We start from the raw sequence: 23,643 nt of genomic DNA on the forward strand, positions 1-23,643 counted from the left end.
ACGGTTGTTTCCCTCAGACGCTTTGTGGATCATACTCCGTTACTTCGTGGTACAAATCACCCGTTATTCGTATTGAGGATTTTTGAGATGAGTGAGGCTGAAGCCCGCCCAACTAACTTTATTCGTCAGATCATTGACGAAGATTTGGCGAGCGGTAAGCACAGCAGCGTGCATACCCGTTTTCCGCCAGAGCCCAATGGCTATCTGCATATTGGTCATGCGAAATCGATCTGTCTGAATTTTGGCATCGCCCAGGATTATCAGGGGCAATGCAACCTGCGTTTCGACGATACCAATCCGGTTAAAGAGGATGTGGAATTTGTTGAATCCATCAAGCGTGACGTCCAGTGGCTGGGTTTTGAGTGGAGCGGTGAGGTCTGTTACTCATCAAACTATTTTGATCAGCTTTATGACTATGCCATCGAGCTGATTTCTAAAGGTCTCGCCTACGTTGATGAGCTGAGTCCGGATCAGATTCGCGAATATCGCGGCACCCTGAAAGAGCCGGGCAAAAACAGCCCTTATCGCGACCGCAGCGTGGAAGAGAATCTGGCGCTGTTTGAGAAGATGCGTAACGGTGAGTTTGCCGAGGGCACGGCCTGTCTGCGCGCTAAAATCGACATGGCCTCTAATTTCATCGTGATGCGCGATCCGGTGCTTTACCGCATCAAGTTCGCGGAACACCACCAGACCGGCAACAAGTGGTGCATCTACCCGATGTATGACTTTACCCACTGCATCTCCGATGCGCTGGAAGGCATTACGCACTCGCTGTGTACGCTGGAGTTCCAGGACAACCGCCGACTCTATGACTGGGTGCTGGATAACATCACCATTCCGGTTCATCCGCGTCAGTATGAGTTTTCGCGCCTGAATCTGGAGTATGCGGTGATGTCGAAACGCAAACTCACTCAGCTGGTGACTGAGAAGCACGTAGAAGGCTGGGACGATCCGCGCATGCTGACCGTTTCAGGTCTGCGTCGTCGTGGATATACCGCCGCCTCTATCCGCGAATTCTGCCGTCGTATTGGCGTGACCAAGCAGGATAACATCGTGGAGATGGCCTCGCTGGAATCCTGTATTCGCGACGACCTGAACGAGAACGCGCCACGTGCTATGGCCGTGCTGGACCCGCTGAAAGTAGTCATTGAAAATCTGCCAGCAGGCCATAACGAAATCATCACTATGCCAAATCATCCGGGTAAACCGGAGATGGGCACGCGTGAAGTGCCGTTCAGCCGTGAGATCTGGATCGACCGTGCCGATTTCCGCGAAGAGGCGAACAAGCAATATAAGCGTCTGGTGCTGGGCAAAGAAGTCCGCCTGCGTAATGCCTATGTGATTCGTGCTGAGCGCGTCGCTAAAGATGAAGCGGGCAACATCACCTGCATCTACTGTACCAGCGACACAGATACGCTGAGCAAAGATCCTGCCGATGGCCGTAAGGTCAAAGGGGTGATTCACTGGGTGTCTGCGGATCACGCGCAGCCAGCAGAGTTCCGTCTGTATGATCGTCTGTTCAGTGTGCCAAATCCGGGCGCGGCAGAGGACTTCCTGGCGGTAATCAATCCTGAGTCACTGGCGATCAAACAGGGCTTTGTGGAACCGGGCCTGCGCGATGCAGAACCGACCACTCCATTCCAGTTTGAACGTGAAGGTTATTTCTGTGCCGACAGCGTTTACTCTAAACCGTCGCAGCTGGTGTTTAACCGCACCGTCGGTCTTCGTGATACCTGGGCGAAAACCGGCGAATAAATTTTTTTGAGGCTAACCTCATAAAATGACAAAAGGGCGATTTATCGCCCTTTTTTGTTGCCCCGATTTTAATCATTGCCGACGATTATTCTGACCTAACCGCAACCGATTAAATGCCGCATTGTGAGAGAAATCTGAGTTTAAAAAAATTAATCAATTTCCGGATGTGAATTATCCGCTTTCAGGTAGGCTATGCGCTCTCAGAGGTTGCAAAGCGGGTTACAGAAGGAAAAAAAATGACAGTTCTCGCCCAGGAAGCCAGAAACAGTGTGGTCGTTTTACATCAGCTCATTGAACGTATTTTTAACCAGCCTGCCGGATCTGATGACAGTTTTGAGCTGCTGATGTCCTATTTCCATCCTGAATTCCGCATGGTCACCCCAAAGGGCAGAGAGTGCAATCTGAACGAGGTCGAGGAACTCTTCAGGCAGTTGCAGGGACAGCGCGAAGGGATGCGTATTGCCACCTGCGAGCACGTCATCCTTTCTCATCATGAGAAAGAGATCACCGTGCAGTATCGCGAAATGCAGATGATGAATGGCAATAATCAGAGCCGTATTTCGCTTGCGATACTGGACTGCAGCAGCTCCATTCCACGCTGGCGCTATCTGCAGGAGACGCTGGTCGCCTGATATCACAGCCCAGGACAGACGAAAAAAAACCGGTGAATTCACCGGTTTTTTTATTTCAGTTCGCGTTACTGGTCGTGCAGGGTTTCATCTTCCCGGCAATCGCCCAGCGTACAGTGTCCATAGAGATAGAGGCTGTGGTTGGTCAGCTTGATGCCATGACGGGTGGCGATTTCGCGCTGACGTGTTTCGATCGACTCATCGCTGAACTCAATAACTTTGCCGCAATCCAGGCAGATCAGATGATCGTGGTGATGCTGCTGCGTCAGTTCAAAGACAGATTTGCCGCCTTCAAAGTTATGACGGGTCACGATACCAGCGTCATCAAACTGGTTCAGAACACGGTAAACGGTAGCCAGGCCAATCTCTTCGCCGATGTCGATCAGGCGTTTGTACAAATCTTCCGCACTGACGTGATGGCACTCAGGTTCCTGAAGCACTTCCAGAATTTTCAGTCTGGGCAGCGTCACTTTCAGGCCAGCCTTCTTTAATGCGGTGTTGTTGTCAGTCATGCGGATTTTGTCCTGTCACTATATTCACTTTTGTGGCTTGTCGCCTTGAATGTCGATCTGCGCTCATTCTCATTTGCGTCTCATTATAGAACTGAAGCGATGAAATGAAAACCAGAGGGCGTGCCTGAATCATCACGGGCTGTGGGGGATAGGTCACCGGGCCGGGGAGGATTCTGGCAGATGTCTGTTGGTACATCGCTTAGTCTTGCCGCCTGAGAAATAAGCGGAAGATCGATGCGGGTATTCTACAGATTAAACGGAGAAAGTTAAAAAAATGTGGCTATTATTTCTATAGGAATTTCCATTGCCTCAATGTGAGCTGGCGCTCACATTGAGTCGGGCAGGATCAGGCTTCGAGAATATCTTTCAGCTGCAGTTCATCAGAAATCTGCTTAACCCACTGCTCTACGCGCTGGTTAGTCAGTTCAGGCTGGCGATCTTCATCAATGGCCAGACCCAGGAAGTGGGTATCATCGGCCAGACCTTTTGAGGCTTCGAAGTGGTAACCTTCGGTTGGCCAGTGTCCGACAATTACTGCACCATGTGGCTCAATGATGTCACGGATCGTGCCCATCGCATCACAGAAGTACTCCGCGTAATCTTCCTGATCGCCGCAGCCAAACAGCGCAACCAGCTTACCGTTGAAATCGATCTCTTCCAGCGTCGGGAAAAAGTCATCCCAGTCGCACTGCGCTTCACCGTAGTACCAGGTCGGAATGCCCAGCAGCAGGATATCAAACGCTTCCAGATCTTCTTTTGTGCTTTTCGCGATGTCATGCACTTCTGCAACGTCTGTACCCAGCTGTTTCTGGATCATTTTTGCAATGTTTTCGGTATTGCCGGTATCGCTGCCAAAGAAGATGCCTACGAGTGCCATGAGTAAAATAACCTCTTAAATCCTGATAATGAGATGTGTGCCGCAGCACATTTCAGCGAATAATAGCAGACGAGAGAAAACCGGTGAACGGTTAAAGCCCCGACATTTGCTCCTGCGTGCGATTTGCCCGCATTAATCCAGTTTGAGCTGTGCCAGCAGCATCTGTTCAATCAGCTCGCTGCGGCTGAGATTGCGCTGTTCTGCCAGCGTGTTGAGCGCATCGACGGCTTCACTGTTCATTTTCAGTTCGACACGACGAAGTCCGCGTCCTTTGTCACGTTTAAGCTGATTGCGCTTGTTGATGCGCAGCTGTTCATCACGCGAAAGCGGACTGGTTTTGGGTCGACCAGGGCGGCGCTCATCAGCAAAGAGATCGAGCGTCGTGCGGTCAGTCTGTTCTTTTGCCATGGCTTAGTAAAACTGAATGGGGGCGGGCGCCAGTCACTCACCGCGCAGATTATAAATTATTGGCTATTGCCGCAGCAAAACGGACGCGCGGCAAAATTTTAGCGCGCCATCATACTTCACGCTTACTCCGGACGCCAATCCTAAACCTTTGCCGCCATCTATTTGCTTTTAAAGCGCAAAAAAGCGACGGACACTGCGCAAAACGGCATCGGGTTTCTCTGCATGAACCCAGTGTCCCGCGCCTCCAATGACATGTGCCTGCGCGGCCGGGAACTGCTGCAACAGCGCATCGCGGTAGCGGTTGTCCAGATAGCTGGAGTCGCCTCCGCGAATAAACAGTGCCGGATGATCCCATGCCGGAACGGGCTGCCAGCCCGAAATCGTGGTGTAGTTATCCCACAGCACCGGGACGTTGAAGCGCCACTCGCCCGCCTGAAATGACTTCAGCAGGAACTGAATCACCCCTTCTTCATCGATAAGCGTACGCATAATCTTCGCCGCCTCACTGCGTGACGAGACGCCTGCGTCGGTTACAGCACGAATACCGGCAAAAATCTCATCATGGCGGCGGGTCTGGTAGTCGACCGGAGCGATGTCAATCATCACCAGCCGCTCGATGCGGTCCGGCACCAGCGCGCTCATGGTCATGGCGATCTTCCCGCCCATTGAGTGACCGATCACCGCGACGCGTTCAATGCCGTGCGCATCCAGCGTATCGACCATGTCCTGCGCCATTACAGCGTAGTTCATCTCGTCAGATCGTGGTGAGAGTCCGTGGTTGCGGACATCAACCTGCAGCAGAGGCCCGGCATCTTTGAGCCCACGCGCCAGCACGCCAAGGTTATCCAGACTGCCAAACAGGCCGTGGATAAGCAGGACAGGTAAGGAATCAGCAGGGGATTGTTCAGTTTGCAAACGGGCGTTCAAAATCATAGCAAAGTTCTTAAGTTTGAGACCTGTGCTTAGGTTATCATGGTTTCACCTTTTCAGGCGCGCCGGTTCCGGCGGCATTAGGACATATTCTGACTTTTGCCCGTAAACCGTTTGATTGCTAACAACCCGCCTGAATTTAACTTTATAATCCTGATGTTAGAACCCGCACATCCTTTGAATTGCCTGACTATACTCAGAGCTTTTCAGGAAACAGGTGGTTCTGTCATGAGAAAGAACCGTACGGAATAAGATGAAAACGATCGAAGTTGACGAAGAGCTCTACCGTTATATTGCCAGCCACACGCAACACATTGGTGAAAGCGCATCCGACATTCTGCGTCGTATGCTGAAGTTCACTGCCGGTCAGACTGCACCCGCTTCGCCTGCTCAGCCAGCCTCAAAAGAGGCAGCGAAAGAGTCTCAGCCTGCGTCCGTGGGTTCGCGCCCGCAGGATCGTGTCCGCGCGGTGCGTGAGCTGCTGCTTTCCGATGAATATGCGGAGCAGAAGCGGGCGGTGAACCGCTTTATGCTTATCTTGTCAACGCTCTATCGTCTTGATACTGCAGCTTTTGCTGAAGCTACTGCATCTCTGCAGGGCCGCACCCGCGTCTATTTTGCTGGTGATGAGCATACGCTGTTACAGAATGGCACCCATACTAAGCCGAAGCATGTGCCCGGCACACCGTACTGGGTGATCACCAACACCAATACTGGTCGTAAATGCAGCATGGTCGAACACATCATGCTCTCGATGCAGTTCCCGGCGGAACTGACCGAGAAAGTTTGCGGCACCATTTAAAACTTAAGCGTCAGGGAGCAGCGCCAATGGCCAATCACCCACGTGCCGGGCAACCCGCCCAGCAGAGCGATTTGATTAACGTTGCACAATTAACGTCACAATATTATGTCCTGCAGCCCGATGTGGCGAACCCGGAACATGCGGTGAAGTTTGGCACCTCTGGCCATCGCGGCAGTGCAGGGCGTCAGAGCTTCAACGAGATGCACATTCTGGCTATCGCGCAGGCGATTGCCGAAGAGCGTAAAAAGAACGGCATCACCGGGCCGTGCTACGTCGGTAAAGACACCCATGCGCTGTCAGAACCGGCGATCCTGTCGGTACTGGAAGTGCTGGCGGCGAACGGCGTTGATGTGATTGTGCAGCAGGACAATGGCTATACGCCGACCCCTGCGATCTCGAACGCTATTCTTGAGCACAACAAAGCGGGCGGCCCGCTGGCTGACGGCATCGTTATCACGCCTTCGCACAACCCACCGGAAGATGGCGGCATCAAGTACAACCCACCTAATGGTGGACCGGCTGATACCAACGTCACCAAAGTGGTGGAAGATCGCGCCAACCAGCTGATCAAAGATGGGCTGAAAGAGGTGAAACGTCTGCCACTGGAGCAGGCGATGGCCAGCGGTTACGTGGTCGAGAAAGATCTGATCCAGCCTTACGTTGAAGGTCTGGCCGAGATTATCGACTTCCCGGCGATTCAGAAAGCGGGTCTGAAGCTGGGTGTTGATCCACTGGGCGGTTCCGGTATTGCTTACTGGCAGCGTATTGCTGAGCACTACAAGCTGGATTTGACGCTGGTGAATGACGCGGTCGATCAGACCTTCCGCTTTATGCATCTGGATAAAGATGGTGTCGTGCGCATGGACTGCTCGTCTGAAAGCGCAATGGCAGGCCTGCTGGCCTACCGTGACAAGTTCGATCTGGCATTCGGTAACGATCCTGATTATGACCGCCACGGCATTGTGACTCCGGCCGGTCTGATGAATCCGAACCACTATCTGGCGGTCGCGATCAACTATCTGTTCCAGCATCGTCCACAGTGGGGCCAGGATGTCGCCGTGGGTAAAACCCTGGTGTCCAGCGCCATGATTGACCGTGTGGTCAACGACATTGGCCGCAAGCTGGTGGAAGTGCCGGTTGGTTTCAAATGGTTTGTTGATGGTCTGTATGACGGCAGCTTCGGTTTCGGCGGCGAAGAGAGCGCGGGTGCATCATTCCTGCGTTTTGATGGCACGCCATGGTCAACGGACAAAGATGGCATCATCATGTGTCTGCTGGCGGCTGAAATCACCGCTGTGACCGGTAAAAACCCGCAGCAGCATTATGACGAGCTGGCCGCGCGCTTTGGCGCACCAAGCTACAACCGTCTGCAGGCATCCGCCACTTCAGCGCAGAAAGCTGCACTGTCGAAGCTGTCACCAGAAATGGTAAGCGCGGATACGCTGGCGGGTGATCCCATCACCGCGCGTCTGACTGCGGCACCAGGTAACGGTGCGTCTATCGGCGGTCTGAAAGTGATGACGGAGAATGGCTGGTTTGCTGCTCGTCCGTCAGGCACCGAAGACGCCTACAAAATCTACTGTGAAAGCTTCCTGGGCGCAGAACACCGCGCGCAGATTGAGAAAGAAGCGGTAGAGATTGTCAGCGAAGTGCTGAAAAACGCCTGATAGTCGGGTAAAGAAAAGGCGCCTCTGGCGCCATTTAGATTGTTGACAAAATCTACTCCAGTTAGCTGCGGGAACGTGCCAGCACAGGAAACAGGGTCAGATCGGAAAGACGCAAAAGCCGTCATCCATGACAGGCTCGGCCCACGCCATCCATGGCATGGGACGCTTTCCTCCTCTGACCCAGTTCCCTGCGCCTCAGGTTTATTCGTTGCGGTCAGATTCACTCTGATTTGAGTTTGTTTGCAGTTATGAAAGGCGCCTCTGGCGCCTTTTTTATGGCATAAAGCGATAGCCGATCCCGGTTTCGGTCAGCAGATGGACCGGTTGGGTCGGATTCTCTTCCAGCTTCTGGCGCAGATGCCCCATATAAATACGCAGATAGTGGCTGTGCTCCACCGCATTGGGTCCCCAGACCTGACTCAGCAGCTGCCGCTGCGTCAGCACCTTTCCGGCATTATTCAGCAGAATGCTCAACAGACGAAACTCAATCGGCGTGAGGTGAATCTCACTGCCGCCGCGCTGTACCCGCCGTGCGGCAAAATCGACGCTGACGTCGGCAAACTGAATTCTGGCTTCGGGCTGCTGGCCACCATGACGGCGCAGTGCAACACGGACACGCGCCAGCAGTTCGCCAATGCCAAAAGGTTTGGTCAGATAGTCATCCGCCCCGGCATCCAGTGCGGCGATCTTATCCTGTTCATCACTGCGCGCCGACAGCACTATCACCGGTATGGCGCTCCACTGGCGCAGATCACGGATAAAATCGGTGCCATCCCCATCCGGCAGGCCAAGATCAAGGATCACTAAATCAGGTTTACGGGTTGCCGCTTCAATCAGCCCGCGCTGCAGCGTATCGGCGTCAAACACCTTCAGATCTTCATTTTCCAGCGCCAGCCGGACAAAGCGGCGGATCTCTTTTTCATCTTCAACGATCAAAACCGTGGTCACGCAATACCTGCCTTGAGTGAGAGCCGAAGCGCTACTTTATCAATATTTTATGCTGCCGTCCGCGCGCGTCATCTTTCGGGCATTCAAACCCTCTCGTAACCTGGCGGTAACTTATCTGTAACTAAATTACAGGTTAATTCTTAAACAGCAAAAATAGCGACAAATAAGTGGTCAGATGAGTAGTAAAATTACACAACCTGGCGTAAAGTTGAACACAGATCACATTCGCACACTTTAACTTACCGGGAGGAGAAACCATGTATCAGGCTTATCCACGTTATAAAATACTCGCGCGTCGTACGCTGGTGGTTCTTCTCGGCGTTCTGGCACTGCCTGTCATGCTGTTTCGACAGGATCGGGCACGCTTCTACAGTTACCTGCATCGCGTCTGGTGCAAGACCAGCGCAAAGCCAGTCTGGCTGGCGCAGTCTGAAGCCGGTGGTGGCGCATTCTGGTAATGACCCCTCCCGCAGAACAGGCCTGGTCATCTGACCGGGCTTTTTTTTGCGTTTTTTCTGAGAATAAGCGGTCCGGAACCGCGTTTTCCCCCTTTATTCCTGACCATTTTGCGCTACACTTAAACCTCTACAAGATTTCGGAGGTTGTACAAGTATGAGCAAAAAAATCCCCGTTGGAATCAGTGCATGCCTGCTCGGCGATAGCGTGAGGTTTGATGGTGGCCATAAGCGTCTTACTTTTGCAACTGAGGATCTTACGCCATTTGTCCGCTTTGAGCCGATCTGTCCTGAAATGGCGATTGGGCTGCCTACGCCGCGTCCGGCATTGCGTCTGGTAAAGCAGGGTGATGATGAGGTGCATCTTTGCTTCAGCAAAGACGGCGGCGAAGAAGTCACCGCTCAGATGCGTGACTGGTCTGCGGAGCGGGTAAAATCGCTGCATCATCTCTCCGGTTATATCCTGTGCGCCAAGTCGCCCAGCTGCGGGATGGAGCGCGTACGGGTCTACGAACCCGACAACAACAATAACCGCAAAGTGGGCACCGGCATTTTTGCTGAATTCCTGCAGCGCGAGATGCCCTGGCTGCCGCTGGAAGAGGATGGTCGTCTGCACGATCCCGCTCTGCGAGAGAACTTTATCGGCCGTATCTGCGCACTGCATGAATTTAATCAGATGTGGGAAAGCGGCCTGACCCGTCACGGGCTGATCGCCTTTCACAGCCGCTACAAACTGATGATGCTGGCGCATTCGCAGGAGAAATATCGCGAGCTGGGACCCTTTGTTGCTTCGATGAGCCAGTGGGATTCGCTGGATGCCTTTGCCTTTGAGTACCGCAATCGCATGATGGAACTGATGTCACGTCCCGCCTCACGTCGTAATCACACCAATGTGCTGATGCACGTGCAGGGCTACTTCCGCCGCCAGCTAAGCTCACCGCAGCGTCAGGAGCTGGCAACGCTGATTGACCGCTATCGTCAGGGTACACAACCGCTGCTGGTGCCCATTACCATTCTCAAGCACTACATGGCTGAGTTTCCGCATCCGTGGCTGGCACAGCAGCGCTATTTCGATCCCTATCCCGAAGCCTTGTGCTTACGCTACGGACAGTAATTCAGGAGGCGTATGACCACTCATCTGGTCTGGCTGCGTAATGATTTACGCATCAACGATAATCTGGCACTTCACGCCGCCTGTCGCGACAGCAAGGCAAAAGTGATTGCGCTCTTCCTTGCTACGCCGGAACAGTGGCAGCAGCATGACATGTCACCCAGGCAGGCGGCGTTTATTCACGCCAGTCTGGTGGAAGTACAGAACGCGCTGGCTGAGCGGGGCATTGCGCTGCACTATCAGGCGTGTCACGCCTTCAGCGACAGTATCGATGCGCTGGCCGAATTCTGTGACAAGCACCAGGTCGACCAGCTTTTCTATAACTATCAGTATGAAGTTAATGAGCGTCAGCGCGATGCCGAGGCGGAAAAGCGTCTCGATGACGCGGGCGTGATCTGCCAGGGCTTTGATGACAGCCTGCTGCTGCCACCTGGCAGTGTGCAGAGTGGCGATCGCTCGATGTATAAAGTCTTTACGCCGTTCAGCAAAGCCTTTGTCCGCCGTTTGCAGCAGAGTCTTCCGGAGTGTGTGCCTGCACCTAAGCCGCGCGACGGTGCGCCGGTGAAAACTACCCGGATCCCTGCGTTTGACTGTCCGACCGAAGCCTTTGACGAGGATCTGTTTCCGGCAGGCGAAGCGGCTGCCCTGAAGCGGTTGCGCCATTTCGCCACTCAACCCATTATCGATTATCCCGCGAAGCGCGACCTTCCTGCGCTGGACGCTACCAGTCGCCTGTCGGTCTATCTGTCGACCGGCGTGCTGTCGCCTCGTCAGTGCCTGCATCGCGTGCTGCATGAACATCCCGATGCGCTGGATAACAGTCGCGCATTTACCTGGCTGAACGAGCTGATCTGGCGTGAGTTCTATCGTCATCTGCTGGTGGCCTATCCGGCACTGTGCCGGCACAAGCCATTTATTGACTGGACGCGTAACGTGGAATGGCAGCGTGAAGACGCGCATTTCGATGCCTGGAAAGCGGGAAAAACAGGCTATCCGATCGTCGATGCTGCAATGCGTCAGATGAAGGCGCTGGGCTGGATGCACAACCGTTTACGGATGATCACCGCCAGTTTCCTGGTTAAAGATCTGCTGATCGACTGGCGCGAAGGCGAACGCTATTTCATGCAGCAGCTGATTGATGGCGACCTGGCCGCAAACAATGGTGGCTGGCAGTGGGCGGCTTCCACCGGTACAGATTCAGCACCCTATTTCCGCATTTTTAACCCGACCACACAGGGCGAGCGCTTCGATGAGCAGGGCGAGTTTATCCGTCGCTATCTGCCGGAGCTGGCGGACGTCCCTGACAGCCATATTCACCAGCCCCACGTCTGGGCGGAAAAGAACAACAGGAAACTCGATTATCCGGCACCAATCGTGGATCATAAGGCAGCCCGTAAAAAGACATTAGACGCCTTTGAGCGCGCCAAAAGCGCCGCCTGAGGCCTCGAAGGAGCCTGAATGAACCATTATGAATTAGAGACGCTGATCAATCAGCAACTCGACAGCCACAGCTTCAGCGACTATGCCCCCAACGGGTTGCAGGTTGAGGGACGCAGCGAAGTTAAAACGATTATCACCGGCGTGACGGCCTGTCAGGCCCTGCTGGATGAGGCGGTCGCACGTCAGGCCGATGCAATAATCGTCCATCATGGCTACTTCTGGAAAAGTGAACCGGCCGCGATTAAAGGCATGAAGCGCCGCCGTCTGCGGACGTTGCTGGCTAACGATATTAATCTCTATGGCTGGCACCTGCCGCTTGATGCGCATTCAGAACTGGGCAACAACGCCCAGCTGGCGAAACTGCTGGATATCGACGTACGTGGCGAAGTCATGCCGCTGGTGTTCTGGGGTGAGCTGGCTGAGCCGATCTCCGGTGAACAGCTGGCCCGCCGAATTGGCGATAAGCTGGGACGCGAACCGCTGCATTGCGGTGATAACGCGCCAGCACTGATCCGTCGCATCGCCTGGTGCAGCGGTGGCGGACAGGGCTTTATCGACCAGGCCGCCGCTGCGGGCGTTGATGCCTACATTACCGGTGAAGTCTCTGAACAGACCATTCACAGCGCACGCGAGCAGGGGCTGCATTTCTTTGCCGCAGGTCATCACGCCACCGAGCGTGGCGGCGTAAAAGCGCTGGGCGAGTGGCTGGCACAACACCACAATCTTGATGTGACCTTCATCGATATTCCTAATCCTGCCTGATCTCTCCCTTGTCCTGCGTGCCTGCGCAGGACCTAAATCTGTTGACACATCCCTGCCACTTTCGCATAACTATTTGCTTTAAGTAGATAAGCCATCGGCTGATCCGGGCATCCGGTCAGGTCGGCCAGGCACGATCTCAATCAGGCGGGAGGTAGCTGTTGCAACGAGCACGGTGTTATTTATTGGGTGAACGCGCTGTCGTGCTGGAGCTGGAGCCGCCGGTCTCACTGGAGAGTCAGCAGCGTATCTGGGGACTGAACCAGCGACTGCAGTCGGATGCGGGCGTGCTGGAGGTCATTCCGGGCATGAACAATATCACCCTGATTCTGCGCGATCCCCAGCAGAGTGCGCTGGATGCGATAGAGCGGCTTCAGCGCTGGTGGGAAGAGAGTGAAGCGCAGTTGCCAGAATCGCGTCTGGTGGAGATCCCGGTGATCTATGGCGGCGAACATGGCCCCGATCTGGTGGTGGTGGCGGAACATGCCGCGCTGACGGCCGGTCAGGTGGTTGAGCTGCACAGCAGCAGCGACTATGTGGTGTTTTTTGTCGGCTTTCAGCCGGGCTTTCCCTATCTGGGCGGACTGGATCCGCGCCTGCACATACCACGCCGTGCGGAGCCGAGAGTTGCGGTACCGGCCGGATCGGTTGGCATCGGTGGCAGCCAGACGGGCGTCTATCCGCTGGCTTCGCCCGGCGGCTGGCAGTTAATCGGCCAGACCCGCACCGCGCTGTTTGATCCCCTGCAACAACCGCCCACACTGCTCCGTCCCGGTGACAGGGTTCGCTTTGTGCCGCAACAGGAGGGCGTATGTTAAATATTCTTCGCGCCGGGCTGGCCGCCACCCTTCAGGATGCGGGCCGCTACGGCTGGCGTCAGTATGGCCTCAGCCCCGGCGGCGTGCTGGATCATCCCGCGATGTTCACCGCCAATGTGCTGGTGGGCAATGCGCCTGACAGCGCGGTGCTGGAGCTGGTGCTCGGCCAGTTCAAAGCGGAGTTTACCCGCGACGGCTGGTTCGCACTGACTGGCGCAGGCTGCCATGCGGAGCTGGACGGTCAGCCGGTCTGGACGGGCTGGCGCACGCCGGTGAAACGCGGCCAGGTCCTGTCGCTGGCGATGCCGCAGCGCGGCATGCGCAGCTATCTGGCAGTGCAGGGTGGTTTTGACATCCCTGCGGTGCTCGGCTCAGCCAGCACCGATCTGAAAGCAAAATTTGGCGGATTTCACGGTCGCGCCTTACGGGATGGCGATCAGATCCCGCTGGGCAAACCGACGCGTCAGTTCGACCGCAAAGTCGGGGTACGGCAGCTGCTATGGGGCAATCGCATCCGCGCACTGCCTGGTCCGGAATATCACGAGTTCAGCCCCGACGCGCAGCAGGCGTTCTGGCGTACCGCATGGAAACTCAGCCCGCAAAGCAACCGGATGGGATACCGGCTTGAGGGACGTGAGCTTAAACGTGAAAGTCCGCGTGAGCTGCTGTCACACGGCGTGATGCCGGGTGTGATTCAGGTACCGCCGAACGGACAGCCTATCGTGCTGATGGCGGATGCCCAGACCACCGGCGGCTATCCGCGGATCGCCTCCGTCATCGAAGCCGATCTCTACCATCTGGCGCAAATCCGCCTCGGTGAGCCGATTCACTTTATTCATTGCACGCTGCCGGAAGCGATGCTGGCACGTCAGCATCAGCAACGCGCGCTGGACCAGATGAAATGGGGACTTCATGAAAATTGATTTAAACGCCGACCTGGGCGAAGGCTGTGCCAGCGATCAGGCGCTGCTTAAACTGGTGAGTTCCGCCAATATCGCCTGTGGCTTTCATGCAGGGGATGCGCAGACCATGCTGCAGTCGGTGCGCTGGGCGCAGGCATCCGGCGTCGCCATCGGCGCGCATCCTGCTTTCCCCGATCGGGAGAACTTTGGCCGCAGTGCCATGCAGCTGCCACCGGAAACGGTCTATGCCCAGATGATCTACCAGATTGGCGCGCTGAAAAGCCTGGCGGAAAGCGAAGGTGCGCGGCTGGTTCACGTTAAGCCGCACGGCATGCTCTATAACCAGGCCGCGGCTAATCCGGTGCTGGCAGACGCCATTGCCCGCGCCATCCGTGCCGTCGACAGCCAGCTGATTGTGGTGGGACTGGCGAACAGCGAATCGATACGTGCCGCATCGCACTACGGTTTACGCACGCGGGAAGAGGTCTTTGCCGATCGTGGCTATCTCAGCAGCGGTGCGCTGGTGCCGCGCAGCGAGCCGGGCGCGCTGATTGACGATGAGCAGCAGGCTATCGATCAGACGCTGACGATGGTGCAGCAGGGCAAGGTAAAAAGTATCACGGGAGAATGGGTGGCAGTGAATGCGCAGACCGTCTGCTTACATGGCGACGGCGCGCACGCCCTGCAGTTTGCACAGCGGTTGTGTGATGCGTTTGCCGGACAGCAGATCCGCGTCACCAGCATCTGAAAACACTACTTAGCCCGGCTTATGTCGGGTTTTTTAACTCTGGGGGAAATCCATGGAAAGTGCAGTGAATCTCTGGCCTTTACTGGGCATTGCCGCGATCGTCGTCGGCTTCGTATTACGTTTTAATCCGGTGCTGGTGGTGATTGTCGCCGGCTTTGTGACCGGTCTGGCGGCGATGATGCCGCTGGCGGACATTCTGGAAAAGCTCGGCGCGGGTTTTCTGAATACCCGTAACCTGCCACTGATTCTGCTGCTGCCGCTGGCGGTCATTGGGCTGCTGGAGCGTCACGGGCTGAAGGAGCGGGCGCAGGCGTGGATTGCTCAGATCAAAACCGCCACCGCCGGACGTCTGCTGATCGTCTACCTGTTTGTACGTGAAATCACTGCGGCGCTAGGGTTAACCAGTCTAGGCGGGCATCCACAGATGGTGCGTCCGTTGCTGGCCCCGATGGCAGAGGGCGCAACGGAAAACCGCTACGGCGAAATCACACCTGAACTGCGTCATAAGCTGCGTGCCATGTCAGCAGCCACCGACAACGTCGGCCTCTTCTTTGGTGAAGATATCTTCGTGGCATTTGGCGCGATTATCTTTATGCACAACTTCATGCAGGAGTCGGCCGGGATTCAGACCGAACCGCTGCACATTGCGTTATGGGGCATTCCGACTGCTATAGCCGCCTTCCTGATCCACTCGGCACGTCTGGTGCGACTCGATCGTCAGCTGGCGCGTGAGCTGCAGCTGCTGAACAACCAGGCGCTGAAAGCCAAAGGAGGTCAGTAATGTTCCAGCAACAATATCTGATGTGGCTGGCGGGCATTATCCTGCTGGTGGTGGCTATCCTCTCGTGGCGTGACAGTGCGAACCCACGCCGCTTTACTACCGGACTGTTCTGGGCCTTGTATGGCCTGGTGTTTCTGGTGGGTGACTGGACGACGCAGATGATGAGCAGTCTGATGGGCTCGGACGCGATGGGCACCCGAATGCTGCACATCACCATCGGTGTCATTGTGGTGGTAATGGCGCTGATTGCCGGTCTGGGTGGTGTCCGGCTGGGTCGTTATCATCAGCGCAGTGATGAAGAGAAGCAGGCCAGTGCGCTGCGTCTGCGCAACAAACTGTTTCTGCCTGCGCTGGCGATTCCGGTCGTGACCGTGGTCGGTGTGCTGGCGTTTAACCATATTCCCGGTCTGCAGGAAGCGGTGTTCGGTCCCGGCAATCACGCCACGCTGGTGACACTTTTTTCAATGATGGTCGGCTGTGTCATTGGCTGGCTGGTGGCGTTGAAGCTGACCCATGAAAAACCGGTGCAGTCGATGCAGGAGACCCGTCGCCTGCTGGATTCGATTGGCTGGGCCTTTATCCTGCCACAAATCCTCGCCACTCTCGGACTGCTGTTTACCAGCGCGGGCGTGGGCAGTGCCATTTCGCATCTGACCGAAACCTGGCTGGCGGTGGATAACCGGTTTATTGCGGTAACGGTCTATGCCGTCGGGATGGCGCTGTTAACCATGATCATGGGTAACGCCTTTGCGGCATTTCCGATTATCACTGCAGGCGTCGGCATTCCGATTCTGGTGTTGCAGCACGGCGGAAATCCGGCAGTAATGGCGGCGATTGGTATGTTCTCCGGCTACTGCGGCACGCTGATGACGCCGATGGCGGCCAACTTCAATATTGTTCCGGCGGCGCTGCTGGAGCTGCCCGATCGTAACGCTGTCATCAAAGCTCAGATTCCGACTGGTGTGCTACTGTTAATCGTTAACATTTTCCTGCTCTATTTCCTGATGTTCCTGTGAGGCTGCATGAAAACTGTCCTGATGACCGCTTTTGAACCTTTTGGCGGTGAAACGATTAATCCCTCCTGGGAAGCGGTACGCGCGCTGGAAGGCAAACAGATTGGCGGGGCGACGATAGTCATCCGCCAGCTGCCGGTGGTGTTCAGTGAGGTGCTGAACGTGCTGAACCGGGCACTGGATGAGGTGAAACCGGATGCAGTGCTGTCGGTAGGGCAGGCGGGCGGCCGCAGCGACATTACCGTAGAACGTATCGGTATTAATGTTGATGACGCCCGCATCCCGGACAACGCGGGAAACCAGCCGGTGGATGAACGGATTGTCGCGGGCGGCCCGGCAGCCTATTTTTCCCGGCTGCCCATCAAAGCGATTGTGGCCGCAGTGCGTGAAGCGGGGATCCCCGCATCGGTCTCACAAACCGCTGGCACCTTCACCTGTAACCGGGTGATGTATGGCCTGCTGCACTGGCTGGAGCAGCAGAAAAGCCCGGCGCGCGGTGGCTTTATTCATATTCCCTATCTGCCTGAACAGGCTGCGCAGCATCCGGGGGCACCCAGCATGGCGGTGGCGACCATCATTCAGGCGCTGGAGATTGCGGTAAAAGTGACGCTGGAGACCGGCGACGATATCAAACAGGCTGGCGGCGCCACCCATTAAGAGGAAGAACGATGCCTGAAGGACCGGAAATTCGCCGCGTGGCGGATAAGCTTGAAGCCGCGATTGTGGGGCAGCCGTTAACGGAGGCGTGGTTCGCGTTTCCTCAGCTCAAGACTTACGAACCCTCGCTGATTGGTGAGCAGGTGCAGGCGATTGAGACGCGGGGCAAAGCGCTGCTGACACATTTCAGCAATGGCCTGACGCTCTACAGCCATAACCAGCTTTATGGTGTCTGGCGCATCGTGAAACCCGATACTGAACTGAATACCACACGTCAGTTGCGGGTGCGGCTGGCGACGGCAGGCAAAGCGATTCTGCTTTACAGCGCCTCGGATATTGAACTGCTCAACGCAGATACGCTGGCGGCGCATCCGTTTCTGACCCGCATCGGACCGGATGTGCTGAACAGCCAGCTTAACGTTGAAGAGGTGAAAGAGCGGCTGCTGTCGCCCCGGTTCCGGCGGCGACAGTTTAGTGGTCTGCTGCTGGATCAGGCTTTTCTGGCCGGGCTGGGGAATTACCTGCGCGCCGAGATTCTCTGGCTGGCGCAACTGCTGCCCAATCATCGGGCGCAGGATCTCAGTGACGATCAGCTGACGGCTTTCAGCGAGGCACTGCTTTCAGTACCACGTCATGCCTATCGGATGCGTGGAACCATGAAGAAATATCATGAGGAAGCGGCGTTTCAGTTTGAAGTATTTCATCGGCAGGGCAAAAAATGCCGGCGTTGTGGCACGGTGATTGAGAAAGGCACGCTTTCATCACGGCCTTTTTACTGGTGTCCGGGTTGTCAGGGATAGAAAGGGCATGAAGTTAAACGCGGGTGAGGGTAGAAACAAGCTGCTGTAAGACCGAGCCTGCTCAGGAAACACGGTCAGATCGGAAAGACGCAAAAGCCGTCATCCATGACATGCTCGGCCCGCGCGATTACGCACCTCATCCCTGAGATGCGCCCGTTGCCGGGCCAACGCTTTGCGTTGTTCAAAAACGCTCCCGGCGTTTTTGTCCCTGGCGCGGGACGCTTTCCTCTTCTGACCGGGTTTCCTGCGCGTTGAACTTATTCGTTGCGGCCAGATTCACCCATATGCAGGCTTATCAACTGGCTGAGCGGAGATCCCTCTCCGCCATCCATCAAATCTTACTTCTTCAGCTGTGAGCTGAACTCGCGCTCGGTATAACCGGTGTAGAGCTGACGCGGACGGGCAATCTTCATGCCTTCGTCGTGCATCTCTTTCCAGTGGGCAATCCAGCCAACCGTACGGGCCATCGCGAAGATCACCGTAAACATGGACGAAGGAATACCCATCGCTTTCAGAATGATACCGGAGTAGAAGTCCACGTTTGGATAGAGTTTACGCTCGATGAAGTACGGGTCGTTCAGCGCAATGTGTTCCAGCTCCATCGCCACTTCCAGCAGATCATCCTTCATACCCAGCTCATTCAATACTTCATGGCAGGTATCGCGCATCACGGTTGCACGTGGGTCATAGTTTTTATAAACGCGGTGACCAAAGCCCATCAGACGGAAGGAGTCATTCTTGTCTTTGGCGCGTTTAACAAATTCCGGGATGTGCTCAACGGTGCTGATCTCTTCCAGCATACGCAGGGTCGCTTCGTTGGCACCGCCGTGCGCCGGTCCCCACAGAGAGGCGATCCCTGCGGCGATACAGGCAAACGGGTTCGCGCCGCTTGAACCGGCGGTACGTACGGTAGAGGTTGAGGCGTTCTGCTCATGGTCAGCATGCAAAATCAGGATACGGTCCATGGCGCGTTCCAGCACCGGGTTCACTTTGTACTCTTCGCACGGCGTGGCGAACATCATGTGCAGGAAGTTACCGGCGTAAGAGAGGTCATTGCGCGGATAAACAAACGGCTGGCCGATTGAATATTTGTAACACATCGCTGCCATGGTCGGCATCTTAGAGAGCAGACGGAATGCCGCGATTTCGCGGTGGCGCTCAATGTTTACATCCAGTGAATCGTGGTAAAACGCAGCCAGTGCACCGGTCACACCGCACATTACCGCCATCGGATGTGAGTCACGACGGAAGCCATGGAACAGGCGGGTAATCTGCTCATGAATCATGGTGTGACGGGTAACGGTGGTACGGAACTCATCAAACTGTTTCTGATCTGGCGCTTCACCGTTCAGCAGGATATAGCAGACTTCCAGATAGTTAGAGTGGGTCGCCAGCTGAGAAATCGGGAAACCACGGTGCAGCAGGATGCCTTCATCACCATCAATAAAGGTGATGGCAGATTCGCAGGACGCCGTAGATGTAAAACCGGGATCGAAGGTGAACAGGCCACTTGAACCCAGAGCGCGGACATCAACCACATCCTGGCCCAGCGTACCTTTCAGTACGTCCAGTTCAATAGATGTTCCATCTTGCAGGGTTAGCGTTACTTTTTTATCTGTCATTTTCGTCTCCATAGCGCCTTATGTAGGTAAGGATCTTTAGACACCTGAAACGCGTTCATGTTGCGGTTGGCAAAACTACACAGTATCACTCTGCGGGTATAAAGCGGGTGCAGGGTACAGAGTGAGCGGCGCGTTCCCAGCGGGAACCGGTGAGCCATGGACATGCTGCATATCGCGGTTGTTAAAGATCCGGTCAGGACATAACTTCTTGGTAACCAATAACCTGATGCTTTTTAAAGCTCATATTCGCAATGTTACATAACTTGCGCTTAGGGGAAAGTGTATCCCCATAACTTTTGTGCATCATAGGAATTTACAGGCTTAGTTTGTAACTGAATTGTTGAACTATTGTCAAATCAGATAATTAAAATTGTATCAATTGTGAAAATCGTGAGTAGGATCACTGTTCCACCTAAAATATACCAAAGAGTTTGTAGGGGAATTGTAATCAGAATGTGATCCTCCTATACTCCTGGCAGGTCTCCGGAACACCCTGACACCAGGAGCCACCCAGCGTTTACTACCGCGTCAATTAACACTGGATGTTGCTTGTTTGGTGACGGTTAAGTCTGCCACACGTTGTGATTAGACTCCGCCTCAGGTCCGGAGGAAGCAAAATAAAAAAGAGCTGTGTGGGCAAAACCGTGAAAAAACAAAGACCTGTCAACTTGGATCTCTCGACGATCCGGTTTCCCGTTACTGCAATATCGTCCATTCTTCACCGCGTCTCCGGCGTAATCACCCTGGTTGCCATTGGCATCCTGCTGTGGCTGCTCGGTCTCTCTCTCTCTTCTCCTGAAGGTTTCCAGCATGCTGCATCCATCATGGATGGCTTCTTCGCGAAGTTCATTATGTGGGGCATCTTAACCGCGCTGGCCTATCACGCGGTGAGCGGGATTCGTCATATGTTGATGGATTTTGGTTATCTGGCTGAAACGCTGGAAGTGGGCAAGCGTTCTGCTCATATGACTTTTGTGATCACTGTCGTGCTGGCAATTCTGGCGGGAGTTCTCGTATGGTAAGCAATGCATCCGCATTGGGTCGCAACGGCATTCAGGACTGGCTGCTGCTGCGGGCAACTGCAATTCTCATTACGCTCTACATCGTCTACATCCTCGGTTTCGTTGTGATGACAGACACGCTGACTTATGACCTGTGGCGTGGCTTCTTCGCTTCGGCATTCACTAAAGTGTTCACGCTGCTGACGCTGTTCTCCATTCTGATTCACGGCTGGATCGGCATGTGGCAGGTGTTAACAGACTACGTTAAATCACTGCCAGCGCGCCTGTTGTTGCAGTTTGTGATTGTCGTGGCGCTGCTGTGGTATGCGATTTATGGATTTGTTGTGGTGTGGGGTGTGTAAATGAGTTTGCCAATCAGAGAGTTTGATGCCGTGGTGATCGGCGCAGGTGGCGCAGGAATGCGGGCCGCACTGCAAATCTCCCAGGCCGGCCAGAGCTGTGCCCTGTTGTCGAAAGTTTTCCCGACCCGTTCCCACACCGTATCTGCGCAGGGCGGTATTACCGTTGCGCTGGGTAATACCCATGAAGATAACTGGGAATGGCATATGTACGACACCGTCAAAGGTTCCGACTACATCGGTGACCAGGACGCGATTGAATATATGTGTAAAACCGGCCCGGAAGCGATTCTGGAACTGGAGCACATGGGCCTGCCGTTCTCGCGTCTGGAAGATGGTCGTGTCTATCAGCGTCCGTTTGGTGGTCAGTCGAAGAACTTCGGCGGCGAGCAGGCGGCACGTACCGCTGCTGCTGCAGACCGTACAGGCCACGCCCTGTTGCATACCCTTTATCAGCAGAACCTGAAAAACAAAACCACCATCTTCTCTGAGTGGTATGCATTGGATCTGGTGAAAAACGCCGATGGCGCGGTAGTCGGTTGTACCGCTATCTGCATCGAAACCGGCGAAACTGTTTATTTCAAAGCGAAAGCGACCATTCTGGCCACCGGCGGCGCGGGCCGTATTTATCAGTCCACCACCAATGCACATATCAACACCGGCGACGGCGTGGGTATGGCACTGCGTGCGGGCGTGCCGGTGCAGGATATGGAGATGTGGCAGTTCCACCCAACCGGTATCGCCGGTGCGGGCGTGCTGGTCACCGAGGGCTGCCGTGGTGAAGGCGGCTATCTGCTGAACAAACATGGCGAACGCTTCATGGAGCGTTATGCGCCAAACGCTAAAGATCTGGCGGGCCGCGACGTGGTTGCGCGCTCAATGATGATTGAAATCCGTGAAGGTCGCGGCTGTGATGGTCCATGGGGTCCACATCTTAAGCTGAAACTGGATCACCTGGGTAAAGAGGTGCTTGAGTCACGTCTGCCTGGCATTCTCGAGCTGTCACGCACCTTTGCTCACGCCGATCCGATCAAAGAACCTATCCCGGTCATTCCGACCTGCCACTATATGATGGGCGGTATTCCGACCAAAGTGACCGGTCAGGCACTGCGTGTGAATGAGCAGGGTGAAGATGTAGTGATTCCTGGCCTGTTCGCTGTCGGCGAAATTGCCTGCGTATCGGTACACGGCGCCAACCGTCTGGGCGGCAACTCACTGCTCGACCTGGTGGTCTTTGGCCGCGCTGCGGGCCTGCACCTGCTGGAGAGCATTCAGGAGCAGGGCGAACTGCGTGACGCCACGGAAGATGAAATTGCCGTGGCGATGGCGCGCTTCAACCGCTGGGAAAACAACACCACCGGTGAAGATCCGGTTGAGATTCGTAAAGCGTTGCAACGCTGCATGCAGAACAACTTCTCTGTATTCCGCGAAGGCGACGCGATGGCGCAGGGTCTGGAAGAGCTGAAAGAGATTCGCCAGCGTCTGAAATCAGCGCGTCTGGATGACCGCTCACCGGATTTCAACACCCAGCGTATTGAGTGTCTGGAGCTGGATAACCTGATGGAGACGGCCTTTGCCACGGCGGTAGCGGCTAACTATCGCACCGAGAGCCGCGGTGCGCACAGTCGCTTCGACTTCCCGGATCGTGATGATGAAAACTGGCTGTGCCACAGTCTTTATGTCCCGGAAACCGAAAGCATGACGCGCCGTGAGGTGAACATGCAGCCGAAACTGCGCGCGGCGTTCCCGCCGAAAGTGCGTACCTACTAATTTCGGAGACGATCATGAGACTCGAGTTTTCAATTTATCGCTACAATCCGGACGTCGATGACAAGCCGCGCATGCAGGATTACACCCTGGAATCGGAAGATGGTCGCGACATGATGCTGCTGGACGCGCTGATTCGCCTGAAAGAGAAAGATCCGACGCTGGCGTTTCGTCGCTCCTGTCGTGAAGGCGTCTGCGGCTCTGATGGCCTCAACATGAACGGTAAAAACGGACTGGCCTGCATTACGCCGGTCTCGGCCTTGGGCAACGGCAAACAGAAAATCGTTATCCGTCCATTGCCAGGTTTACCGGTTGTGCGTGACCTGGTCGTAGACATGAGCCAGTTTTATGCGCAGTATGAGAAAATTAAGCCTTTCCTGTTGAATAATGGGGAAAATCCGCCAGCACGTGAGCATCTGCAGTCACCGGATGAGCGCGAGCACCTGGATGGCCTGTACGAGTGTATTCTCTGTGCCTGCTGCTCAACCTCATGCCCATCATTCTGGTGGAATCCTGAGAAGTTCATCGGTCCTGCCGGCCTGCTTGCGGCATACCGTTTCCTGATTGACAGCCGCGACACTGAAACGGATGCGCGTCTCGACAATCTGAATGACGCTTTCAGCGTATTCCGCTGCCATAGCATCATGAACTGTGTGAGTGTCTGTCCGAAAGGGCTGAACCCGACGCGCGCCATCGGCCATATCAAGTCGATGCTGCTGCAGCGCGGCGCATAAGTCGTTTCTGCCGGGAACCTCAGGTTCCCGGTGTTTTAACGGAAGCCTCTGTAAGCGCGGTGATGACCACGTTTACAAAGGTTCCCTTACGGGCCACGCGCGCTGCGCAAAGTGCTCGTATCGCTGAACTCACTACGGCAAACCGCGA

At 55.2% G+C, this 23,643-nt stretch carries 25 protein-coding genes; 19 read left to right on the forward strand and 6 right to left on the reverse strand.

Annotated features, from left to right (window positions below; all coding sequences use genetic code 11):
• The first annotated feature begins 87 nt into the window (after positions 1-87).
• A complete protein-coding gene (gene glnS / locus AC6I8E_RS05205) occupies positions 88-1,755 on the forward strand; it encodes a glutamine--tRNA ligase (RefSeq protein WP_013357122.1) in 1,668 nt (555 codons plus the stop codon).
• A 236-nt stretch (positions 1,756-1,991) separates the two neighbouring features.
• A complete protein-coding gene (locus AC6I8E_RS05210) occupies positions 1,992-2,387 on the forward strand; it encodes a hypothetical protein (RefSeq protein ID WP_013357123.1) in 396 nt (131 codons plus the stop codon).
• A 65-nt stretch (positions 2,388-2,452) separates the two neighbouring features.
• On the opposite strand, the gene fur is transcribed toward AC6I8E_RS05210, so the two are convergent.
• From fur to ybfF, 4 genes are all read right to left on the reverse strand, one after another.
• Positions 2,453-2,896 (reverse strand): ferric iron uptake transcriptional regulator, encoded by a 444-nt coding sequence (gene fur, locus AC6I8E_RS05215; RefSeq protein ID WP_009091454.1) that lies wholly within the window; start codon positions 2,894-2,896, stop codon positions 2,453-2,455.
• Between the two features lie 346 nt (positions 2,897-3,242).
• The gene (gene fldA / locus AC6I8E_RS05220) at positions 3,243-3,773 is read right to left on the reverse strand and encodes a flavodoxin FldA (protein ID WP_013357124.1); all 531 of its coding nucleotides are present in this window, start codon (positions 3,771-3,773) and stop codon (positions 3,243-3,245) included.
• A 132-nt stretch (positions 3,774-3,905) separates the two neighbouring features.
• A complete protein-coding gene (gene ybfE / locus AC6I8E_RS05225; protein WP_003852811.1) occupies positions 3,906-4,181 on the reverse strand; it encodes a LexA regulated protein in 276 nt (91 codons plus the stop codon).
• A gap of 168 nt (positions 4,182-4,349) precedes the next feature.
• Positions 4,350-5,114 (reverse strand): esterase, encoded by a 765-nt coding sequence (ybfF, locus tag AC6I8E_RS05230; RefSeq protein WP_033782330.1) that lies wholly within the window; start codon positions 5,112-5,114, stop codon positions 4,350-4,352.
• A gap of 250 nt (positions 5,115-5,364) precedes the next feature.
• On the opposite strand from ybfF, the gene seqA reads away from it, so the two are divergent.
• Together seqA and pgm are read left to right on the forward strand one after the other, a co-directional pair.
• Entirely contained in the window at positions 5,365-5,913 is a 549-nt protein-coding gene (gene seqA, locus AC6I8E_RS05235) for a replication initiation negative regulator SeqA (protein WP_013357126.1), read from the forward strand.
• 26 nt (positions 5,914-5,939) lie between these two features.
• Positions 5,940-7,580 (forward strand): phosphoglucomutase (alpha-D-glucose-1,6-bisphosphate-dependent), encoded by a 1,641-nt coding sequence (pgm, locus tag AC6I8E_RS05240; RefSeq protein WP_497824503.1) that lies wholly within the window; start codon positions 5,940-5,942, stop codon positions 7,578-7,580.
• Between the two features lie 273 nt (positions 7,581-7,853).
• Here the strand turns inward: pgm and kdpE are convergent, their stop codons facing one another.
• A complete protein-coding gene (gene kdpE, locus AC6I8E_RS05245) occupies positions 7,854-8,528 on the reverse strand; it encodes a two-component system response regulator KdpE (protein WP_147788527.1) in 675 nt (224 codons plus the stop codon).
• A gap of 257 nt (positions 8,529-8,785) precedes the next feature.
• Here kdpE and AC6I8E_RS05250 point away from each other — a divergent pair, with 257 nt between their 5' ends.
• From AC6I8E_RS05250 to nei, 11 genes are all read left to right on the forward strand, one after another.
• Positions 8,786-8,986, forward strand: a complete 201-nt coding sequence (locus AC6I8E_RS05250) for a DUF2517 family protein (protein WP_013357130.1) — start codon at positions 8,786-8,788, stop codon at positions 8,984-8,986.
• A 154-nt stretch (positions 8,987-9,140) separates the two neighbouring features.
• Positions 9,141-10,097 (forward strand): YbgA family protein, encoded by a 957-nt coding sequence (locus tag AC6I8E_RS05255; protein ID WP_013357131.1) that lies wholly within the window; start codon positions 9,141-9,143, stop codon positions 10,095-10,097.
• 12 nt (positions 10,098-10,109) lie between these two features.
• Positions 10,110-11,534, forward strand: coding sequence for a deoxyribodipyrimidine photo-lyase (phrB, locus tag AC6I8E_RS05260; protein ID WP_147788525.1), 1,425 nt, complete (start codon positions 10,110-10,112; stop codon positions 11,532-11,534).
• A gap of 18 nt (positions 11,535-11,552) precedes the next feature.
• Positions 11,553-12,296: a type 2 GTP cyclohydrolase I gene (locus AC6I8E_RS05265; RefSeq protein WP_013357133.1), complete on the forward strand. Its 744-nt coding sequence runs from the start codon at positions 11,553-11,555 to the stop codon at positions 12,294-12,296.
• Positions 12,297-12,454: 158 nt separating this feature from the next.
• A complete protein-coding gene (gene pxpB, locus AC6I8E_RS05270) occupies positions 12,455-13,111 on the forward strand; it encodes a 5-oxoprolinase subunit PxpB (RefSeq protein ID WP_013357134.1) in 657 nt (218 codons plus the stop codon).
• Positions 13,105-14,034, forward strand: a complete 930-nt coding sequence (pxpC, locus tag AC6I8E_RS05275; protein WP_147788524.1) for a 5-oxoprolinase subunit PxpC — start codon at positions 13,105-13,107, stop codon at positions 14,032-14,034. The genes pxpB and pxpC overlap by 7 nt, the downstream gene beginning before the upstream one ends.
• Positions 14,024-14,761, forward strand: a complete 738-nt coding sequence (gene pxpA / locus AC6I8E_RS05280) for a 5-oxoprolinase subunit PxpA (RefSeq protein ID WP_147788523.1) — start codon at positions 14,024-14,026, stop codon at positions 14,759-14,761. The genes pxpC and pxpA overlap by 11 nt, the downstream gene beginning before the upstream one ends.
• Positions 14,762-14,813: 52 nt before the next feature.
• Complete coding sequence (locus AC6I8E_RS05285; RefSeq protein ID WP_033731868.1) at positions 14,814-15,542, forward strand: DUF969 domain-containing protein; 729 nt, start codon at positions 14,814-14,816, stop codon at positions 15,540-15,542.
• Positions 15,542-16,558, forward strand: coding sequence for a DUF979 domain-containing protein (locus tag AC6I8E_RS05290; protein WP_147788522.1), 1,017 nt, complete (start codon positions 15,542-15,544; stop codon positions 16,556-16,558). The genes AC6I8E_RS05285 and AC6I8E_RS05290 overlap by 1 nt, the downstream gene beginning before the upstream one ends.
• A 6-nt stretch (positions 16,559-16,564) precedes the next feature.
• Complete coding sequence (gene pcp / locus AC6I8E_RS05295; RefSeq protein WP_033782339.1) at positions 16,565-17,212, forward strand: pyroglutamyl-peptidase I; 648 nt, start codon at positions 16,565-16,567, stop codon at positions 17,210-17,212.
• Positions 17,213-17,223: 11 nt separating this feature from the next.
• On the forward strand, positions 17,224-18,012 hold the full coding sequence (nei, locus tag AC6I8E_RS05300) for an endonuclease VIII (RefSeq protein ID WP_013357140.1): 789 nt from the start codon (positions 17,224-17,226) through the stop codon (positions 18,010-18,012).
• Positions 18,013-18,350: 338 nt separating this feature from the next.
• Here the strand turns inward: nei and AC6I8E_RS05305 are convergent, their stop codons facing one another.
• Positions 18,351-19,634: a citrate synthase gene (locus AC6I8E_RS05305; RefSeq protein WP_033731874.1), complete on the reverse strand. Its 1,284-nt coding sequence runs from the start codon at positions 19,632-19,634 to the stop codon at positions 18,351-18,353.
• A 632-nt stretch (positions 19,635-20,266) separates the two neighbouring features.
• On the opposite strand from AC6I8E_RS05305, the gene sdhC reads away from it, so the two are divergent.
• From sdhC to AC6I8E_RS05325, 4 genes are read left to right on the forward strand one after another with little or no spacing between them, the layout of a single operon-like run.
• Entirely contained in the window at positions 20,267-20,656 is a 390-nt protein-coding gene (sdhC, locus tag AC6I8E_RS05310; protein WP_033782341.1) for a succinate dehydrogenase cytochrome b556 subunit, read from the forward strand.
• Complete coding sequence (sdhD, locus tag AC6I8E_RS05315) at positions 20,650-20,997, forward strand: succinate dehydrogenase membrane anchor subunit (protein ID WP_095707549.1); 348 nt, start codon at positions 20,650-20,652, stop codon at positions 20,995-20,997. Before sdhC ends, sdhD begins: the two co-directional genes overlap by 7 nt.
• Positions 20,998-22,764 carry a succinate dehydrogenase flavoprotein subunit gene (sdhA, locus tag AC6I8E_RS05320; protein ID WP_095707548.1) on the forward strand — a complete coding sequence of 589 codons (1,767 nt, stop codon included), beginning with the start codon at positions 20,998-21,000 and terminating at the stop codon, positions 22,762-22,764. It abuts the gene before it with no gap.
• Between the two features lie 14 nt (positions 22,765-22,778).
• Complete coding sequence (locus AC6I8E_RS05325; protein WP_013357144.1) at positions 22,779-23,495, forward strand: succinate dehydrogenase iron-sulfur subunit; 717 nt, start codon at positions 22,779-22,781, stop codon at positions 23,493-23,495.
• Positions 23,496-23,643 lie beyond the last annotated feature (148 nt).

It is taken from the genome of Pantoea sp. X-Soil-YNGN-785 (genome assembly GCF_059730585.1).